Origin of the sequence: Devosia polycyclovorans (genome assembly GCF_042181575.1) — a bacterium.
GTDB lineage: Bacteria > Pseudomonadota > Alphaproteobacteria > Rhizobiales > Devosiaceae > Devosia > Devosia polycyclovorans.
The window spans coordinates 2632599-2648136 of the sequence record NZ_CP170082.1 but is presented as its reverse complement, the minus strand read 5'-3'; the positions used below and the strand labels follow the sequence as shown (position 1 = coordinate 2648136).

Here is a 15538-nt window from a genome sequence, read left to right as displayed (position 1 = left end):
CCACACCATACCCATCAGCCCTGTTTTTTCGGCAGCAGGGCTTCAACAGCGTCAGCTGTGTCAGCGGTATTTTTGGCGATCTGGCCCAAGCGATAGAGCGCGGTCCCGATCGCAAGCAACATCAGGCCACCAAACACTGTAGAGAAGCCCGGCGCGGCGGCTAGAACCTTTGCCATTGTGGCAGGCCCTGGCTGGGACAGGACAATCGCAGACCACAGGATGCCCATTGCAAGGGTAATCAGTCCCAATGTCGAAAATATGTAACTCATAGCTGCCTCTGAAGGATTATCCTACCAGCCCGAACTTGCGCATCACCCGGCCAACGATGTGCAGATCATCGACGGTTGTGCGCCTGGTCTCATGCTTGGCATTATCCGAAACCACCATCACCACACGCTCGCCGTCGCTGCCTTCGTCGGTCACATGCAGCCGCTTGACGATGATCCCGCCGAATGGATCGGTGAGCGCGTATAGACCGTCTGGCGATGGCCAGCGGTGTCGGGTGTCAACCACGACAACATCGCCCTCAAGAAGGGTAGGGGCCATGCTGTCGCCTTGGCAGGGAACAAAGGTGATATCGGTCGGCTTCACATTTCCCATGCTGGCCAGAATGACCGGCGGCACGCGCCAGTAGTCGGAAATGTCTTCTGCTGCGAACGTCATTCCCGACTTGCCGCGAACGCCTTCGCTGATGATCGTGATGCCGCCGGCACCCATGCCAGCAGTGACGTCGAGCTGGGGCGATGCGCCATCTGGGACGCCTCGCAAGCCAGTCTCGCTGCCGTGGGTCATGCCCTCATCTTGCAACGGCTCTTCGCGGTCCGGGTCGAAGGTAGAAAATGCGCGCGCTGGCTTCTGGTGAAGCTGTTCGCGGGTGGCACCAAATAGAATGGCCAGGCGCTGAATGCGATCCTCGCCAGGCTGTGTTCCTGCCAGCCACCGAGAGACAAGGCTTTTGTCAGCGCCGGTTGCATTGGCCATGTCGGAAGGCGTTTTGCGGGCGTGCTCCATCCACTCCCTTAAAAACAAGGGCCTGACGGACCGCTTTCGCTTCGAGGACTCAGCCATGAGCGGGAGGCTATCGGCGCCCATGCACCCTGTCGTTAGCATGGCGTGCAACTTTCTATTGACGAAGGTTGCATAGTGTGCAACATGAGTTGCATGAAAACGATCGCGCAGCTCAAGCAGTACCGTGACGGCAAGACCCTCGATGAGGCAGCCAAGTCGCTCGGCGTCAACAAGACCACGCTTCTGCGTTGGGAGGACGGGGTTGTGCAGATCCCGGCAGACCGCGTCATCGAGGTGGAGAGGGTGACCGGCATCAGCCGACACATCCTTCGCCCGGATCTTTCCGCCATCTTCGTCAAGCGCGTCGTCCTCCCGAAACCCGGCGAAGCCGAGGAAGAGGAAACCGCGGCATGAACAAGCCAGATCACATCAGCGATGAAGCCTATGAATGGGCAGAAATCTTCATGGACGCCCATCGTGGTGTTGAAGATGACCGGGAACTGCTGGCGCTGGCGTTTATGGAGCTCCAGCAGAAGACTCAGCCTACGGCGGTCGGCCTGACCAAGAAACAGACCGAGACCCTGCGCTTCATCAAGCAGTACCGGTCCATTCATGGGCTCTCCCCAACTTATCGGGAGATTGCCGCACGTTTCGATATCCACGTGAGCGGCGTGCATGACCTGGTCAAAGACCTTCAGGAGCGCGGCTACATCACCATGATGCCGCACCGCGCCCGTTCGATCGCGCTGGTCGTGGGGGCATAGATCATGCTGGCAGATCCCATCCGCTCCAAGATTTCCAACGCCGACAAGATGTTTGGCGTCAGCACCAAGACCGGCACCGGCATGGTCAGGCTGCGCGCTGGCAACCAGTGGCTGCACTGGTCTGGTGGCTTCCTCACCGACAATCCCAAGCATGCATGGTCCGGCACTGTCGACCAGGCACGCGCATGTCGCTCGAAGTTCGACGCCGCGGCTGGCTGTCGCGTCGAAGATGTAAGCACTGCTCACAAAAATTTCTTGGAGGCATAGATGGCTGTCGAGGACAACGTTGGCCAGGCCCAACTTCGCGCCTTCATCGAGCGTATCGAGCGCATGGAGGAAGAAAAGGCAGCATTGGTTGCCGATATCAAGGAAATCTATGCCGAGGCCAAGGGCAATGGCTTCGACACCAAGATCCTGCGCAAGGTCGTGACGATCCGGAAGCAGGACGCAAACGAGCGCATGGAGCAGGAAGCGCTGCTCGACCTGTATATGGGCGCCCTGGGCATGATCGAGGCGCCGGCGGACTACTATGAGGAGCGCGACCGGCTGAATGCCCTCGCTGCCCAAGTCGAAAGCAGCCAGGCCAAGGCAAAATCCGATCAGAAGCCAGATGCTGTTGCGCAGTTCCGCGCCGATCCAGCGATGCACATCGTTGATGCATCCAATCTCAAGAACAAATCCGAACCCCAGCCGACCAAAGCGGCAGGGCAGGCGCCGAAGACATCTTCTGACGACCGCTCGGAAGAAAGTCGGCTTGACACCTCGCTTCCCGGTGCCGAGGGCGCCGAAGACCGGGACCCAATCACCGAACCCCAGCCCTTGACCCAGGCTGGCAGCGACCTGACCAACTCCCAAGCCCTCAATGGTCAGGTCGCTACTCATCCCGAAACCGTAAATCCGGTTTCGACCGAACCCCAGCATGAGGGCAGTGCTGGCCAGTCGGAAGAGCTTGCCCAAAGCAACGCCGACGCCGCTGGCGAGGCAGAGCCTGTCCAAAGCCAAGCCTCGCCAGCACCAAAATACGCCGCCCCCGGCATCGTCACCTATGAGAACCATCCCCCTGAGGGAGTAGAGCGCAGCGCCATCTCCATTGCCTTCGCGAACATGGGGCAGGACGGCGCCCTCATCCAGGACGAACTGGCAAACGGCAGGGCCCAGCCCATCATCAAGCAGGGCAAGGTCATCCTCGACGGCTGGGCCAGGTATATGACGGCCCGGACCATGACCGAGCTCGACGGCTCTCCGCTGACCTATGCCGTGGTCCAGTACGACGGCACTGACCCTCTGATCGATATCATCCGCCTCAACGTTGAAGGCCGTATGCTCAATGAGCAGCAGAAGCGCGTCATTGCCCAGACTCTGACGCGCCAGCACCCCAAGCGCAAAGACGACATCTACCGCGCCTTTGAACTGTGGATGGAGCCGGTCTGATGAAATCTCATCGTATCGGCCGCTTCGACGGTGCACCTGCATTGTGGGCATTGGCTGGGGCTCTTGGCCTCGTGGCTTCTGCTGCCTTTGTCCTGCACATCGCTGGGCGCCTGGCATGAGCAAGGTATTGGCCGTTTTGGCAGTCCTGGCGCTGTTCATCTACGCGCTTCCCGACTTGATGATCTGGGCGGGGTGGCTCTGATGTCAGCCCTTCCCGCCATCTATCAGCACCAGCCGAGGACCGATGACGTAGCGCGTCGGCCGTCGCCTGCTGCTGGAATGAACCAGGCGCAGGACTGGCCGGGCTGCCCCGCCCGGGCTGGGTTCTCGTGTGTTGTCCCAACGCACACGGGCAGGGGCCTTCGTGGCTCCTGCCTCCGAATTCTCAAACCGGCGATCCTCCTCCCCGACGGCGGGCGAGTGCATCGGCTCGATTTCACCCTCCTCCCGGTCGAGCAGGGCATTCGCCCAACCCATTGCGCTGAGCGCCGTTCCCTGGCTGCTCGCGCCCTTCATTCCCAGCGTGGTTTCGGTTCCCGCCGATCCCCCGCGCAATCCCTGCCGCACCAGTGCTTTCGTCAGTTCAGTGCGGCGGTCGTCCATCTCAAAAGCCTTTCCTCGTGCCGTTCAGATCGTGAGGTCAGTTCTGCACGCAAAGGATTAGGAAATGTCCGAAAAGTCTTCGGAGAACTCCGAAATGTCTGAACTCGTCTGGGCGCAGACCCAGCTTCATGAGGCCGTAGCCCCTTCGGCCCTCTCCAGCCACATCGGCAACCGCATCCGGCATGCCGCCCGCGTCCTGAAATGGAAGCCGTCCCGCACCAAGGACATTTGGTACGGCGACGAGCGGGTCAGCATCCGTCCGCGCGAACTGCGCGAAATCGAGGAATACACAGGTGTTCGATATGGCCACGCCGAACTCACCGAAATCGACCAACTCATCAGCCGCGCGGACGCCATCCTGGCATGTGCGGGTGAGGGTGCGGGTAGCCCGGTCCTTGCTGCGCTCCGCGCGCTGGCTGGCGCTGCTCATCGCCCCTGAACTTGCTCACGAACCCGAGGGAGACTGACCATGGCATCGAAGACCGAGACCTACTCACCCGGAGCTCATACCGGTGCTGTTCGCGCACTGCACGACGCCCGGCGGACGGAACTGCTGGCCCGGGATGAAATCCTGGCATCGGAAATCGCTGCTGCCCAGGCAGAGCGGGACGACATCAACGAGGCTCTCAAGCTGATGTCGGGCCCGGCCGCCAATGTGGTCGACCTCAAAGCCGCCGCGGCTGAATAGCCATGCAGCGCCACCCCGACCAGGTAGCGATGTGCAAGGGCAAGGTCGGGCACCCCAGCTACTCGGCGGCGGCAGCGCAGCGCGGTCATTTCAAGCACCTCAACATCTACCACTGCCCGCATTGCGGACAGTTCCATCTCGGAAACAAGCCGAAGGGGCAGGGGCGTCCTAAGCCTCCCCCGCCGGCAATCGAACTGGAGTTCTGACAAATGGGTAACGCCAGGAACTGGACCCGCGAATTCAACGCCCGGCAGCGTGAGCTTGCCGCCTTCGTCAAAGCCAAGGCTGGACGGAGCGAGAAGGCGCGCAAGGAGGCGATCAAGGCAGCAGCTTCTGGCCGCCCTGCCAACCTGCCGGAGATTGCCCGGTCAGAGTTGGTCAAATGGCGCCGCAACCGTGAAGTCCAAAAAGCCATCGACAGCATTGCGGGGCGGACGGCGTGAATGTGGCTCTACGTCCCGACAGTCTCAACCTCATCAGCATCTGCACAGGCGGAGGCGGACTTGACCTCGGCGTCGAACTGGCAATTCCAAGCGCTCGAAGCGTCTGTCTGGTGGAGAGGGAAGCCTTCGCAGTCTCGCAACTGGTTTCAGCGATGCAGGAAGGTCTCTTGGCTCCGGCTCCTGTGTGGAGTGATGCCAGAACCTTCGACGGCCGCGCTTGGCGTGGCGCAGTGGACGGCCTCATTGGCGGCATACCGTGCCAGCCTCATAGCCTCGCCGGCAAGCGCCTTGAGCGTGCTGATTCCCGCGACCTCTGGTCAACTGCTCGGCGCATCATCGTCCAGTCTGGAGCATGGTTCGTCGGCATCGAAAATGTCGGCGGAATGCTCTCCAGCGGAGGCGCAGAGCGCGTTTGGCGAGACCTGGGCCGACTTGGTTTCGCGTGTGAGATCGGACTGTTCACGGCGGCAGAAGTCGGCGCAAGCCATCAGCGCGAGCGAACATTCATCCTCGCAGTGGCCGACGCCCGTTGCCCAGGACGACAACAAGACGCCGGAGGCCCACTTGGCGATGAAGGCCAGGATGAAGGGCGGCCCTCGCAACACGATAACCAGTTTGAACGTGCTGGTGCAGACTTCGACATGGCTGACGCCATCGGCAATCGAGGACGCGGCCGGCAATCCGGGGGCGAATATGCAGCGGATGCTGACGCATCAGACGAAGGAATGGAGCACCCCAAGAGCGTCGGACGCCGAGCACGGCGGGCCAAACCAGAGGGACAGTGCGGGCAGACCGGCGCTGCCATCCCAGAGCATAAATTGGGCAACCCCATCCGTCGCGGATGTGCAGGGCGGGAGAATGACCAGATCGAAAGATCGGAACAGCGAGCTCTTGCTGAACGGGCAATCGAGCGCCCTATCTTCCCACCTGGACCAGATGACCTACCCAGTTGGGCAGACACCCTCGCATCCTCGCCGGAGCTTGAACCCGCTTTTCGTAGAGTGGCTGATGGGATGGCCTCCAGGCTGGACACTGCTCGCGTGGACCGACTTCGCATGCTCGGCAACGGAGTTGTCCCACTTCAAGCAGCGTATGCGGTCCGCACTCTCGCAACTCGCCTCGCCAGCCGCGGCTCCGCCGGCGCAGCTCGCCTTGTTCGCATGATGGAGCAATCGGCATGATCATCGCTCACTCAAAACACGCCAAAGCTGCCCGTCCTGTTGATGAAAGGGCAGTAGCATGACCGTCACTGCCTCAAAGTACGCCCGAGCAGCAAACGACCTCTACCAGACCGAACCGTGGGCTACGGAAGTGCTGCTACGGCATTTCCCTGTGGCCGGGTTGCGCGTCTGGGAGCCCGCAGCTGGCAACCATCTCATGGCCGACGTGCTTAGCGCGGCTGGTGCCAGGGTCTACACCTCGGACATAGCCACCTATGACCGTGAGCATGATGTCGACTTCGATTTTCTGAACGCTTCGGACATCTGGCAATACCAGTGCGACGCCATCATCACCAATCCCCCATACGGCAAGGGCAACCGTGATGCCGTGCGCTTCGCCGAACTGGCGCTTGAGCGCTGCGATGGCATGGTGGCGCTGCTGCTCACTGCCAAATTCGATTTCGGCAAAACCCGCCGACATCTGTTCCAAGACAATCCTCGTTTTATGGCCAAGATTGCCTTGCTGGACAGGATTTCATGGGCAGGGAACGGGGAAACCGGCACCGAGGATCACGCTTGGTACGTCTGGGGTCCTGGCAACTATTCCCATGCTCGAATGCTGTGGGGTGGAAAGTGACCCCTCCCGCCAATGATAACTCCACCATGAAACCGCTCTGGGTTGTTCTGCGCATGGCGCGGGATCCGATCATCAATCGCGCCCAGCGGAAGGCCTCGCATGTCTGAACAGAAGCCCGTTCCGCACAACATCGAAGCCGAGCAGGCCTTGCTTGGTGCGATCCTCATGAACAATGAGGCATTTCACCGTGCTGCCGATATCGTCGCGCCTGAGCACTTCTATGAGCCCGTGCACCGGATGATTTTCGAGGCAATGGCAAAGTTCGCCAAGGTCGGGAAGGTGGCAGATGCTGTCACCCTCAAAGCTCATCTGCCACCTGACTTCCTCGAAGGCATGACCATGGCCCAATACCTGGGCCGGCTGATGACCGAGGCGACCACTGTCATCAATGCCCCGGACTATGCCAAGGCGATCAAGGAACTAGCGACCCGCCGGAGCCTGATCGAAATCAGCGGCCTCATCGAAACCGAGGCCATGAACCCGGTATCGGAATACAATTCGACTGAGCAGATCGAGGAAGCCGAGAAAGCTCTCCATGAGTTGGCAAAGACCGGACAGCAGCACAAAGGCTTCCAGACCTTCTCCTCTGCACTGACAGAGGCCGTCACGACTATCGGCGAGGCTTATCAGCGCGATGGTGGGCTATCGGGCTATGCGACTGGCCTTGACGATCTGGACCGCATGATGGGCGGCTTGCAGAAGTCGGACCTCATCATCATCGCCGGGCGGCCGGCGATGGGTAAAACGTCCCTGGCCACGAACATCGCGTTCAACATCGCCAGCAAGTTTACCCCTACGTTCGACGCCCAAGGCACCAAGGCACTGCACGGTGGCAGGGTGGGATTCTTCTCGCTGGAAATGAGCGCCGGTCAATTGGCGGTGCGCATCCTGTCCGAGCAGGTCGAGATTTCTTCGTCGGACCTTCGCCGCGGCAAGATCCACGAAGCACAGTTCGGCAAGCTGGTCGATGTTTCGCACCAGATCGAACAAGCGCCACTGATGATCAATGACCGTGGCGGCATGTCAGTGCACCAGGTCTTTGCCGAGGCGCGCCGCATGAAGCGGTCCAAGGGCCTCGATCTCGTCTTCATCGATTATCTGCAGCTCCTGACCGGCTCCCGCCGCTCGAATGACAGCCGGGTCAATGAACTGACCGAGATCACCACCACGCTCAAGGCCATGGCCAAGGAGCTGGAAATTCCTGTGATCGCGCTTTCGCAACTCTCCCGTCAGGTCGAAGCCCGTGAGGACAAGCGCCCGCAGCTTTCCGACCTTAGGGAATCGGGGTCAATCGAGCAGGACGCTGACGTGGTGATGTTCGTCTATCGAGACGAATACTACCTCAAGAACAAGGAGCCGAAGGAAGGCACTGCTGACTTCCTGAAATGGCAGGAGGAGATGCAGGCCGCTATCGGAAAGGCTGAAATCATTATCGGTAAGCAGCGGCATGGTCCGACGGGAACGGTCCAGGTGCATTTCGATGCCAACCTCACTCGCTTTGGCAACCTGGCGCGCGCGGACCGTCTACCGGAGCGCGTGGCATGAGTAACGAGGCTCTAACAGCAATTGCTAAGTCCACCATCAAGCCGAGCGGCCGAAAGTTCGTGATGATGGCGCTGGCCGACTATGCAGACGAGAACTGGTCTTGCTTCCCTTCTGTGGGGCAGCTTTCCCAGTACACTGACCAGGGCGAAAAGACGGTGCGCGATCATCTCGACGCATTGGAACAGGCCGGGATTATAACCCGCGTCCGCGACCGTAGGGCCGATGGCACGCTCGGCAGATACCGCTTTTTCATCCAGCGGCGAAATCTGCCAGTGGCGAAAATCGCCAGAGGCGAAAAACCACCAAAACCACCGGCGGATTTCGCCGCGCATAACCCCCAACCTAACCACCAATCTAAATCATCGCTGCGCGATGATAATGCGCGCGCTCGCTTCGCTGAGGTTTGGGCCGTCTTCCCACGCCGTCCAGGGCAGAGCCGAAAGACTGCCCTCAAGGCGTTTCTGGATCTCGATCAGGCTGCACAGGCGGCTTGTCTGGCCGGTGCTAAGCGGTATGCGGCGCTTTTCGACAGTGAGCGGCAGGCCCGTGGCGAAACCGTTGAGCGAGCGTCTCGTTTTGTGCCGGCCCTGGTGCGCTGGATCGAGGATGAAGGCTGGACTGGGTTCGATGAACCAGAGGCCGACGATTCCGATGTGGTGACCATCGAGCCTGATACCGACGATTTCGCAGCCGTCATGCGCTTCATGGGCGACAGGGTGCTGGTGGCAAAATCAGGTCGGTTGACCATCCGCAAAACTGAGCTCGAACAAGCGAGGGCAGCAAAATGACCCGTGGAACACGTTGGACAGCAGATGAGATCAGCAAGCTCAAGGAATGCTGCGAACGCGATCTCACTCCGAAACAGGCCGCTGAAATCGTCGGCCGGCCTTCAACTGCCTGTTTGGGTAAGGCCGCGACACTGGGTCTGTCCTTAGCGAAAGAGAGTCGTATCCGACGCACCAAGCGTGATTTCGAGGAATCGGTTCGGGCGGAAATCCCACCGGCACCACGCTATGCCAGCCGCACAGCTATGATGTTCGGTGATCCTCCGATTGGTCGCAGCGCCCTCGATCAGAAAAGGGCAGGACAATGACATGCCAGTCCAATGGCATCAGATCCGCTCATACGGCCAGGCCCATGAAATCCCGGTTTTTCTCTGCGAGGTCTGTGGTCAGCCAGCCAATTTCGGTCATGGCGTCCACCTGAAGGCGATCAAGAGCAAGACCGATCCGAAGTTAGGGCAGTGGTACTGCCGCACACACAATCCAGACCAGCAATAGGGGCCGAGACTGATGGCACGACGTGAATTCCAAGATGATGAGCTCCACTGGTACGCGATCGATGTGATGCGCCAGAAGGAGTTCCTGGCCGGGTATTTCTTTAATAAGCGCGGATGCATGACCTTCATTCCGACCATGACGAAATTCCAGAAACGCAGCCGCTATGCGAAGGGCAAAGTGGAAGTGGTGAGACCTGAGTTCCCCGGCACGGTCTTCGTCGGGTTCCCATCGGCGCCGAACTGGCTCGACGTGATGTCCATGCACCTGGTCAACGGTGTTCTCTCGGTGCCTGATGGTATGGGCAGGGTCTATCCGCGCCGCATTGATACGGCCAGCAGGGATTGGGTCAACTATCGCTCAACCCGCCTTGATGGGCAGATGACGCTGGAGCGCCAGATCATCGTCTACAAGGGTCAGGAGGTCGAGAAGACAGTTCAGCTTGTCCATGTTCAGGGACGTGGGGTAATCCGGTCCAGTACATCGCTCAAGGCCAGGGCGTCGAAGGATCGGCCAGTGGTGGTTAGAGCAGCGGGTGAGCGCGCCATGATGCTCGGTGGTCTTCTTGGTGGAGCTGCTGACACCTCCTGTCGAGAAGCAGCCGCATAAGGGTTGATTCGTCCGCGCAAATCAGGGATAGATGAAGACGGACGACCATGCGATCCGTAGCCAGTCCATCGGACCGAGGCTCGGCAGGCCCGGAGGTACATAGACCTCGAAGGCCGTTATTGTCTCCAAAGTTCACCCGCCCAGCGAAAGCTCAGGCGGGTTTTTCTTTTGCAGTTTCATGCGTGGGTGGAGCAGCGGTAGCTCGTCGGTCTCATAAGCCGAAGGTCGCAGGTTCGATTCCTGCCCCCGCAACCAGTTTCAAGATGGGGGCCTCTAGACCTCGCCCGATGGAGGGCTTGGTTGATGATGAGGCCCCCTTACTGTCGCCCGGAACAGCCCGGGCTAGATTGCCGCGTGTTTCCGGTCCCCACGCTGCCGTCGAATTGAAAAACCGGCGCGCACGGCGCTCCCACAGGAGGCTAGAAGCGCGAGAATTCAAGGGAGAGAATGATGGCGCGGATATCTGCGACACTCTCAGTCAAGCTGCCCTGGTGGTATGGGGCGCGCATCCTGACCCTTGCTGCACTGGCGCGTGCAGGCTTTGCCATTGATATGGATGCCGAGGCCAAGGCGATCATCGACGCTTCGAAGTTCGCCGTCCGCTAATGCCCAAGCTTACCACCCTCAAGCCCCGGCTCAAGCCGATGGGCCCAAGACTGCACAGCACAAGGCAGGTGAGGGACACTCGGTTTAGCCCTGATGCGCAGGTGCGCTCCTGGTATCACTCGGCACGGTGGAAGAAGCTGCGCCTCGAAGTCCTGACCCGCGATCTATACACCTGCCAGCAGACGGGTGTGCTGCTTGTTGGTGGGCCGAACGAGCCGAACAGCCCTGTGGTTCACCACAAGATCCCCCACAAGGCGGATGAGCGGCTGTTCTGGGACATTGAGAACCTGCAGGCCGTCAGCAAGGAATGGCACGACAGCGAGGCGCGCTCGCAAGAGCAGGGTTGGACCTGACCCTAAGGGGGGGCAGGGTCAAAGTTCAGAAGTCGGCTCCGGCCAGCACCCACGACGCCCTCATGCAGAGATTTTTTTCCTGTCCTGTAAGTTTGCAGGTGCAAACCAAGGTGCAAACCGAACATGGCAAAGCGTAAGCAAAACAAGGCGATAGACTGGAAAGGCATCAGGTCCGACTACGAGGCCGGCGTGATGACCGTTCGGGAGATCGCTCGCTGGTATGGCATCAGCGATACAGCCATCCACAAGAAGGCCAAGGCCGAGGAGTGGAAGCGAAAGGAAAAAACGCAGAGCCCATTCGAGGAATCGAAGGCTCAGCGCAGCGCGCTCCCGCCGCAGTCTCCGGTGGAGGTCATCCAGCCAGCATCGGTGAAGCCCGAGGCACTGGCTGATCGTGCCCGGGCGCTAACTGGCCGGCTGATGGACGAGCTCGAAACCGTCACCTCGCACGTTGGCGAGCTCGAAGACATGATCTGCCAGGAGGAAGGTGATCCGCGGCGTCGCCAGGCGCTGCTGAAAGCTCTCTCGCTTGGCGAGCGATCGAAGACCCTCAAGGACCTGTCGACCACAATGAAAACCTTGAAGGAAGCAGACGCTCCGCAGGGCGTTAAGCAACAGCGACAGGCGGCGGCAGAGAACGCAGCTTCGTCCGGAAGCAAATTTGCGCCTCGCAATGGGCCGCGCATGGTCGTGAACAATAGCTGATGAAAGAGTGGTCAACGGCCTGCCCTGACTGGGAGGAACGTATTGTTGCGCGCCGGAGCTTGATCCCATTTGCGCCCCTATTCCCAGACGAGGCAGAGCATGCGCTGGAGGTATTCAGATCTCTGAAGGTGGTCGACCTTCCAGGGCAGCCGACATTCGGCGAGGTCTGCGACCAGTTCGTTTTCGATTTTGTCGCTGCCATCTTCGGCGCGAATGATCCCGAAAGCGGCGCGCAACTGATCCGCGAATTCTTCCTGCTCATCAGCAAGAAGAACACCAAATCGACCATTGCCGCGGGCATCATGCTCACGGCGTTGATCATCAACTGGAGGCACAACGAGGAACTGCTGATCCTGGCGCCGACGATTGAGGTCGCCCAAAACAGTTTCAAGCCGGCGGCCGCGATGGTCATGGCGGACCCAGAACTCGAAGAGTTGCTTCATGTCCAGACAGCCCCAAGGACGATCACCCATCGGGTTACCAAGGCATCCCTAAAGGTTGTTGCGGCGGACACGCAGACGGTCTCTGGCAAGAAGGCCGGGCGAATTCTCATTGACGAGTTGTGGGTGTTCGGGAAGCGCGCCCATGCAGACGCTATGTTGCGCGAGGCAACAGGCGGCATGGTATCGAGGCCGGAAGGTTTCGTGATCTGCCTTTCCACCCAAAGCGACGAGCCGCCGGCCGGTGTGTTCAAGGCAAAGCTGGACTATGCCAGGCAAGTCCGTGACGGCGAGGTGAAGGATCCGAAGTTCCTGCCGGTGATCTATGAATTCCCAAAGGCCATGGTTGAGGCCAAGGCTTATGAGGACCCGGCAAATTTCTATGTGACAAATCCCAATATTGGGCGATCTGTCAGCCAGGAGTGGATCGAGGACGAACTTCGCAAGGAAATGGCTGGTGATCGCACGACGATCGCGACCTTTCTCGCCAAGCATCTGAACATCGAGATTGGACTGAACCTCCGCGCCAATCGTTGGCCCGGCGCCGATCATTGGGATGCTGCCACTGACCGCGAACTGGCCGGCATGGAGCATTTCGAGGCTCTGGCGCGGCTCCTGGAGCGTTCCGAGGTGGCTGTGGTGGGAATCGACGGCGGCGGCCTCGATGACCTGTTCGGCTTCAATGTTCTTGGCCGCGAGCCGACGGAGATTGAAGTCGAATTCGAGATCAACGGAGAAAAGACGCTCCGGCGCATGAAGCGGTGGCTCTCCTGGTCCCATGCATGGTGCCACAGCGGGGTTCTTGACCGCCGCAAATCGATCGCGACCCGGCTTAGGGCCATCGAGGCCGCCGGCGAGCTGACCATTCTGAACAATCCGCTGGGCGATGTGGCCTCGATCATCGAGCACATCACCCGGATCAAGGATATGGGATTGCTGGGCGGGGTGGCAGTTGACGCTTCCGGCCTGGGTGAAATGGAAGATGCCCTCGATGAGATCGGCGTCACCCAAGAGGCGAAGCTTCTAGTGGCGGCGCCACAGGGCGGGTGGATGATGTCCAGCATCAAGGGTGCTGAGCGGCGCCTGGCGTCGGGGCTTCTGAAGCACTGCGGCGGTCCGCTCATGCAGTGGTGTGTGCCGAACCTGAAGATCGAACCCACCGCCACAGGCATTCGGGCAACCAAGCAATCTGCCGGTGACGCCAAGATCGACCCGGCTATGGCGATGTTCAATGCCGTGACGCTGATGGCGCGGAATCCGGAAGCCCAGGGCGCAGGCCTGAACGATTACATCAAACGTCTCACGGGGGCGGCATGAACTGGCTGCAAAAGACCATCGCCCCGCTGCTGGGAATTGAGACGAAATCGGCTCCGGTGGATCGGGTCGAGCCGCTATCGCTCATCAACGAGGAAGGCTGGCCATTCGTCCGCAATTGGTCTGGTGAGAACACCGATGCCGCGAGCGTCCTTGCTATTTCGACTGCATGGGCTTGCGTCAACCTGATCGCCGGCACGATCGGCACGCTGCCCCTTATGGTTTATCGCACTCAGGCGGATGGCAGCAGGGAGTTGGTCCGAGACCACCGCCTATATCGCGTTCTGCATGACAGTCCGAATGCTGATCAGACCTCGGTGGACTTCCTTGAGTTCATCTCGGCCAATCTGGAGCTTCAGGGCAACGGTATTGCCCGCAAAGACAAGAACGCCCGCGGGGAAATCATCGGTCTGACGCCAGTGCGGGCCGACATCGTGTCTGTTCAGCGCCAGCGGAATGGCGATCTTCGCTACCGCTGGAGCGAAAACGGCACCTATTTCGACCTGACACAGAACGATGTTCTCCATATCAGGGGCTTTGGCGGGGGGCCGGAAGGTGGGTTGTCGACCCTGACCTATGGGCGGCACACTTTTGGACTGGCACAGGCTCAGGATCGCGCAGCCGGTGGCACCTATGCCAACGGAATGCGCCCGAGCGTAGTGCTGGCCTTCAAGGAGTTCCTGTCTGACCAGCAGTACAAGGCCGTCGAGAGCCGTTTGCAGGACAAGTACCTGGGCGCGGTCAATTCGGGTCGTCCATTCATTGCTGAAGGCGGGATGGACATCAAAACCCTGTCCCTCTCCCCGGCCGATGCCCAAATGCTGGAATCTCGCGGCTTTTCTGTCGAGGACGTGTGCCGGTTCTTCGGCGTCCCGCCGTTTATGATCGGGCATACCCAGAAATCGACCAGTTGGGGAACTGGTCTCGAGCAGCAGACCCTCGGTTTTCAGAAGTTCACGCTCCGGCGCCGGCTGAAGCGCATCGAAATGGCGATGCAGAAGCAGCTTCTGACGCCTCAGGACCGCACACAGGGCATCACCATCGAGTTCAGCCTTGAGGGTCTCCTCCGGGGCGACAGCAAGGCACGCGCTGAGTTCTACCAGCGCATGACCGCAATGGGCGCAATGACCATCAATGAGGTCCGCCAGCTCGAAAACCTGGCTCCGATTGAAGGCGGCGACGTGCCGCGAATGCAGATGCAGAACGTGCCCATCACCGAAGCCGGAAAGGAAGACAGCGATGATCCTGCGCAAGGATAGCGGCCTGCAGATCGCGATGGCAGCTCCGCTGCTCGACATCAAGGCGCTGAGGGAAAACGGCGAGATCGAGGGGTACGGCTCGACCTTCGGCGGGGAACCGGACAGCTACGGCGACGTCATTGCGCCCGGCGCCTATACCGAGAGCCTGGCAGACCACAAAGCCGCCGGCACCATGCCGAAAATGTTCTGGCAGCATGACTCTCGCGAGCCGATCGGCAAGTGGGTGGAGGCCAAAGAGGATGACAAGGGGCTGTTCCTGCGCGGGCAGCTCAATATGGGCGTGCAGCGTGCCCGCGAGGCCTACGAACTGCTAAAGGCGGGTGACATTGACGGCTTATCGATCGGCTATCGCATCCGCGAATACAAGGTCGACGCAGAAACACAGGTCTGGACGCTGCAAAAGCTCGACCTGAAAGAGGTTTCGGTGGTGAGCATCGGCGCGAACAGCAACGCGACGGTTTCGAGCGTAAAGGCGCTCAAGGCTGCCACTGAATTGACGGATAAGCTCAAGGCCGGGGACCGGCTGACTGAGCGGGAGTTCGAGACTTGGCTCAAGGGATTGGGCTTCTCGAATTCGCAGGCGGAGCGTGCCGCGCGCGTCCACCTGAAGGGGCAGGGGGAACCTGCCGATGCGGACCAGGCGCTTGCTTTCTTGCAGGCACTCCGGGGCTAGAGCCCCACACAATCCACATTATT

At 60.1% G+C, this 15538-nt stretch carries 22 protein-coding genes, 1 tRNA gene and 1 pseudogene; 21 read left to right on the top strand and 3 right to left on the bottom strand.

Features of this window, described 5'->3' with window-relative positions; translation table 11 throughout:
* Positions 1–14 precede the first annotated feature (14 nt).
* Complete coding sequence (locus ACE4RL_RS13285) at positions 15–269, bottom strand: hypothetical protein (protein ID WP_375597601.1); 255 nt, start codon at positions 267–269, stop codon at positions 15–17.
* Positions 270–285: 16 nt separating this feature from the next.
* Positions 286–1068 (bottom strand): helix-turn-helix transcriptional regulator, encoded by a 783-nt coding sequence (locus tag ACE4RL_RS13280; RefSeq protein WP_375600282.1) that lies wholly within the window; start codon positions 1066–1068, stop codon positions 286–288.
* Positions 1069–1161: 93 nt separating this feature from the next.
* On the opposite strand from ACE4RL_RS13280, the gene ACE4RL_RS13275 reads away from it, so the two are divergent.
* From ACE4RL_RS13275 to ACE4RL_RS13260, 4 genes and pseudogenes are all read left to right on the top strand, one after another.
* On the top strand, positions 1162–1422 hold the full coding sequence (locus ACE4RL_RS13275; protein WP_375597600.1) for a YdaS family helix-turn-helix protein: 261 nt from the start codon (positions 1162–1164) through the stop codon (positions 1420–1422).
* Complete coding sequence (locus tag ACE4RL_RS13270) at positions 1419–1772, top strand: LexA family protein (RefSeq protein ID WP_375597599.1); 354 nt, start codon at positions 1419–1421, stop codon at positions 1770–1772. Before ACE4RL_RS13275 ends, ACE4RL_RS13270 begins: the two co-directional genes overlap by 4 nt.
* Before the next feature lie 3 nt (positions 1773–1775).
* Positions 1776–2039 (top strand): hypothetical protein, encoded by a 264-nt coding sequence (locus ACE4RL_RS13265; protein ID WP_375597598.1) that lies wholly within the window; start codon positions 1776–1778, stop codon positions 2037–2039.
* Positions 2040–2291: pseudogene (locus ACE4RL_RS13260) on the top strand (DUF2312 domain-containing protein); the annotation flags it as partial.
* 1116 nt (positions 2292–3407) lie between these two features.
* On the opposite strand, the gene ACE4RL_RS13255 reads toward ACE4RL_RS13260, so the two are convergent.
* Positions 3408–3806, bottom strand: a complete 399-nt coding sequence (locus ACE4RL_RS13255; protein ID WP_375597597.1) for a hypothetical protein — start codon at positions 3804–3806, stop codon at positions 3408–3410.
* A 94-nt stretch (positions 3807–3900) separates the two neighbouring features.
* Here ACE4RL_RS13255 and ACE4RL_RS13250 point away from each other — a divergent pair, with 94 nt between their 5' ends.
* From ACE4RL_RS13250 to ACE4RL_RS13170, 17 genes are all read left to right on the top strand, one after another.
* Positions 3901–4245, top strand: a complete 345-nt coding sequence (locus ACE4RL_RS13250; RefSeq protein WP_375597596.1) for a hypothetical protein — start codon at positions 3901–3903, stop codon at positions 4243–4245.
* A gap of 30 nt (positions 4246–4275) precedes the next feature.
* Complete coding sequence (locus ACE4RL_RS13245; protein WP_375597595.1) at positions 4276–4494, top strand: hypothetical protein; 219 nt, start codon at positions 4276–4278, stop codon at positions 4492–4494.
* A 209-nt stretch (positions 4495–4703) separates the two neighbouring features.
* Entirely contained in the window at positions 4704–4937 is a 234-nt protein-coding gene (locus ACE4RL_RS13240) for a hypothetical protein (protein WP_375597594.1), read from the top strand.
* Positions 4934–6118 (top strand): DNA cytosine methyltransferase, encoded by a 1185-nt coding sequence (locus ACE4RL_RS13235; RefSeq protein WP_375597593.1) that lies wholly within the window; start codon positions 4934–4936, stop codon positions 6116–6118. The genes ACE4RL_RS13240 and ACE4RL_RS13235 overlap by 4 nt, the downstream gene beginning before the upstream one ends.
* Before the next feature lie 58 nt (positions 6119–6176).
* Complete coding sequence (locus ACE4RL_RS13230) at positions 6177–6734, top strand: hypothetical protein (RefSeq protein ID WP_375597592.1); 558 nt, start codon at positions 6177–6179, stop codon at positions 6732–6734.
* Between the two features lie 99 nt (positions 6735–6833).
* Positions 6834–8279 carry a replicative DNA helicase gene (locus tag ACE4RL_RS13225; protein WP_116590227.1) on the top strand — a complete coding sequence of 482 codons (1446 nt, stop codon included), beginning with the start codon at positions 6834–6836 and terminating at the stop codon, positions 8277–8279.
* The gene (locus tag ACE4RL_RS13220; RefSeq protein WP_375597591.1) at positions 8276–9067 is read left to right on the top strand and encodes a helix-turn-helix domain-containing protein; all 792 of its coding nucleotides are present in this window, start codon (positions 8276–8278) and stop codon (positions 9065–9067) included. The genes ACE4RL_RS13225 and ACE4RL_RS13220 overlap by 4 nt, the downstream gene beginning before the upstream one ends.
* Positions 9064–9372 carry a hypothetical protein gene (locus ACE4RL_RS13215; RefSeq protein WP_375597590.1) on the top strand — a complete coding sequence of 103 codons (309 nt, stop codon included), beginning with the start codon at positions 9064–9066 and terminating at the stop codon, positions 9370–9372. The genes ACE4RL_RS13220 and ACE4RL_RS13215 overlap by 4 nt, the downstream gene beginning before the upstream one ends.
* Position 9373: 1 nt before the next feature.
* Positions 9374–9559, top strand: coding sequence for a hypothetical protein (locus tag ACE4RL_RS13210; RefSeq protein WP_375597589.1), 186 nt, complete (start codon positions 9374–9376; stop codon positions 9557–9559).
* A gap of 12 nt (positions 9560–9571) precedes the next feature.
* A complete protein-coding gene (locus ACE4RL_RS13205) occupies positions 9572–10165 on the top strand; it encodes a transcription termination/antitermination NusG family protein (protein WP_375597588.1) in 594 nt (197 codons plus the stop codon).
* Positions 10166–10344: 179 nt separating this feature from the next.
* Positions 10345–10420 (top strand) — tRNA-Met (locus ACE4RL_RS13200).
* A 195-nt stretch (positions 10421–10615) separates the two neighbouring features.
* Positions 10616–10771: a hypothetical protein gene (locus tag ACE4RL_RS13195; protein WP_375597587.1), complete on the top strand. Its 156-nt coding sequence runs from the start codon at positions 10616–10618 to the stop codon at positions 10769–10771.
* Positions 10771–11124, top strand: a complete 354-nt coding sequence (locus ACE4RL_RS13190; RefSeq protein ID WP_375597586.1) for an HNH endonuclease — start codon at positions 10771–10773, stop codon at positions 11122–11124. The genes ACE4RL_RS13195 and ACE4RL_RS13190 overlap by 1 nt, the downstream gene beginning before the upstream one ends.
* Positions 11125–11247: 123 nt before the next feature.
* A complete protein-coding gene (locus ACE4RL_RS13185) occupies positions 11248–11829 on the top strand; it encodes a hypothetical protein (RefSeq protein WP_375597585.1) in 582 nt (193 codons plus the stop codon).
* Positions 11829–13586 (top strand): terminase large subunit, encoded by a 1758-nt coding sequence (locus ACE4RL_RS13180; protein WP_375597584.1) that lies wholly within the window; start codon positions 11829–11831, stop codon positions 13584–13586. The genes ACE4RL_RS13185 and ACE4RL_RS13180 overlap by 1 nt, the downstream gene beginning before the upstream one ends.
* A complete protein-coding gene (locus ACE4RL_RS13175) occupies positions 13583–14842 on the top strand; it encodes a phage portal protein (protein ID WP_375597583.1) in 1260 nt (419 codons plus the stop codon). The genes ACE4RL_RS13180 and ACE4RL_RS13175 overlap by 4 nt, the downstream gene beginning before the upstream one ends.
* Positions 14823–15515, top strand: coding sequence for an HK97 family phage prohead protease (locus tag ACE4RL_RS13170; protein ID WP_375597582.1), 693 nt, complete (start codon positions 14823–14825; stop codon positions 15513–15515). Before ACE4RL_RS13175 ends, ACE4RL_RS13170 begins: the two co-directional genes overlap by 20 nt.
* Positions 15516–15538: the final 23 nt, after the last annotated feature.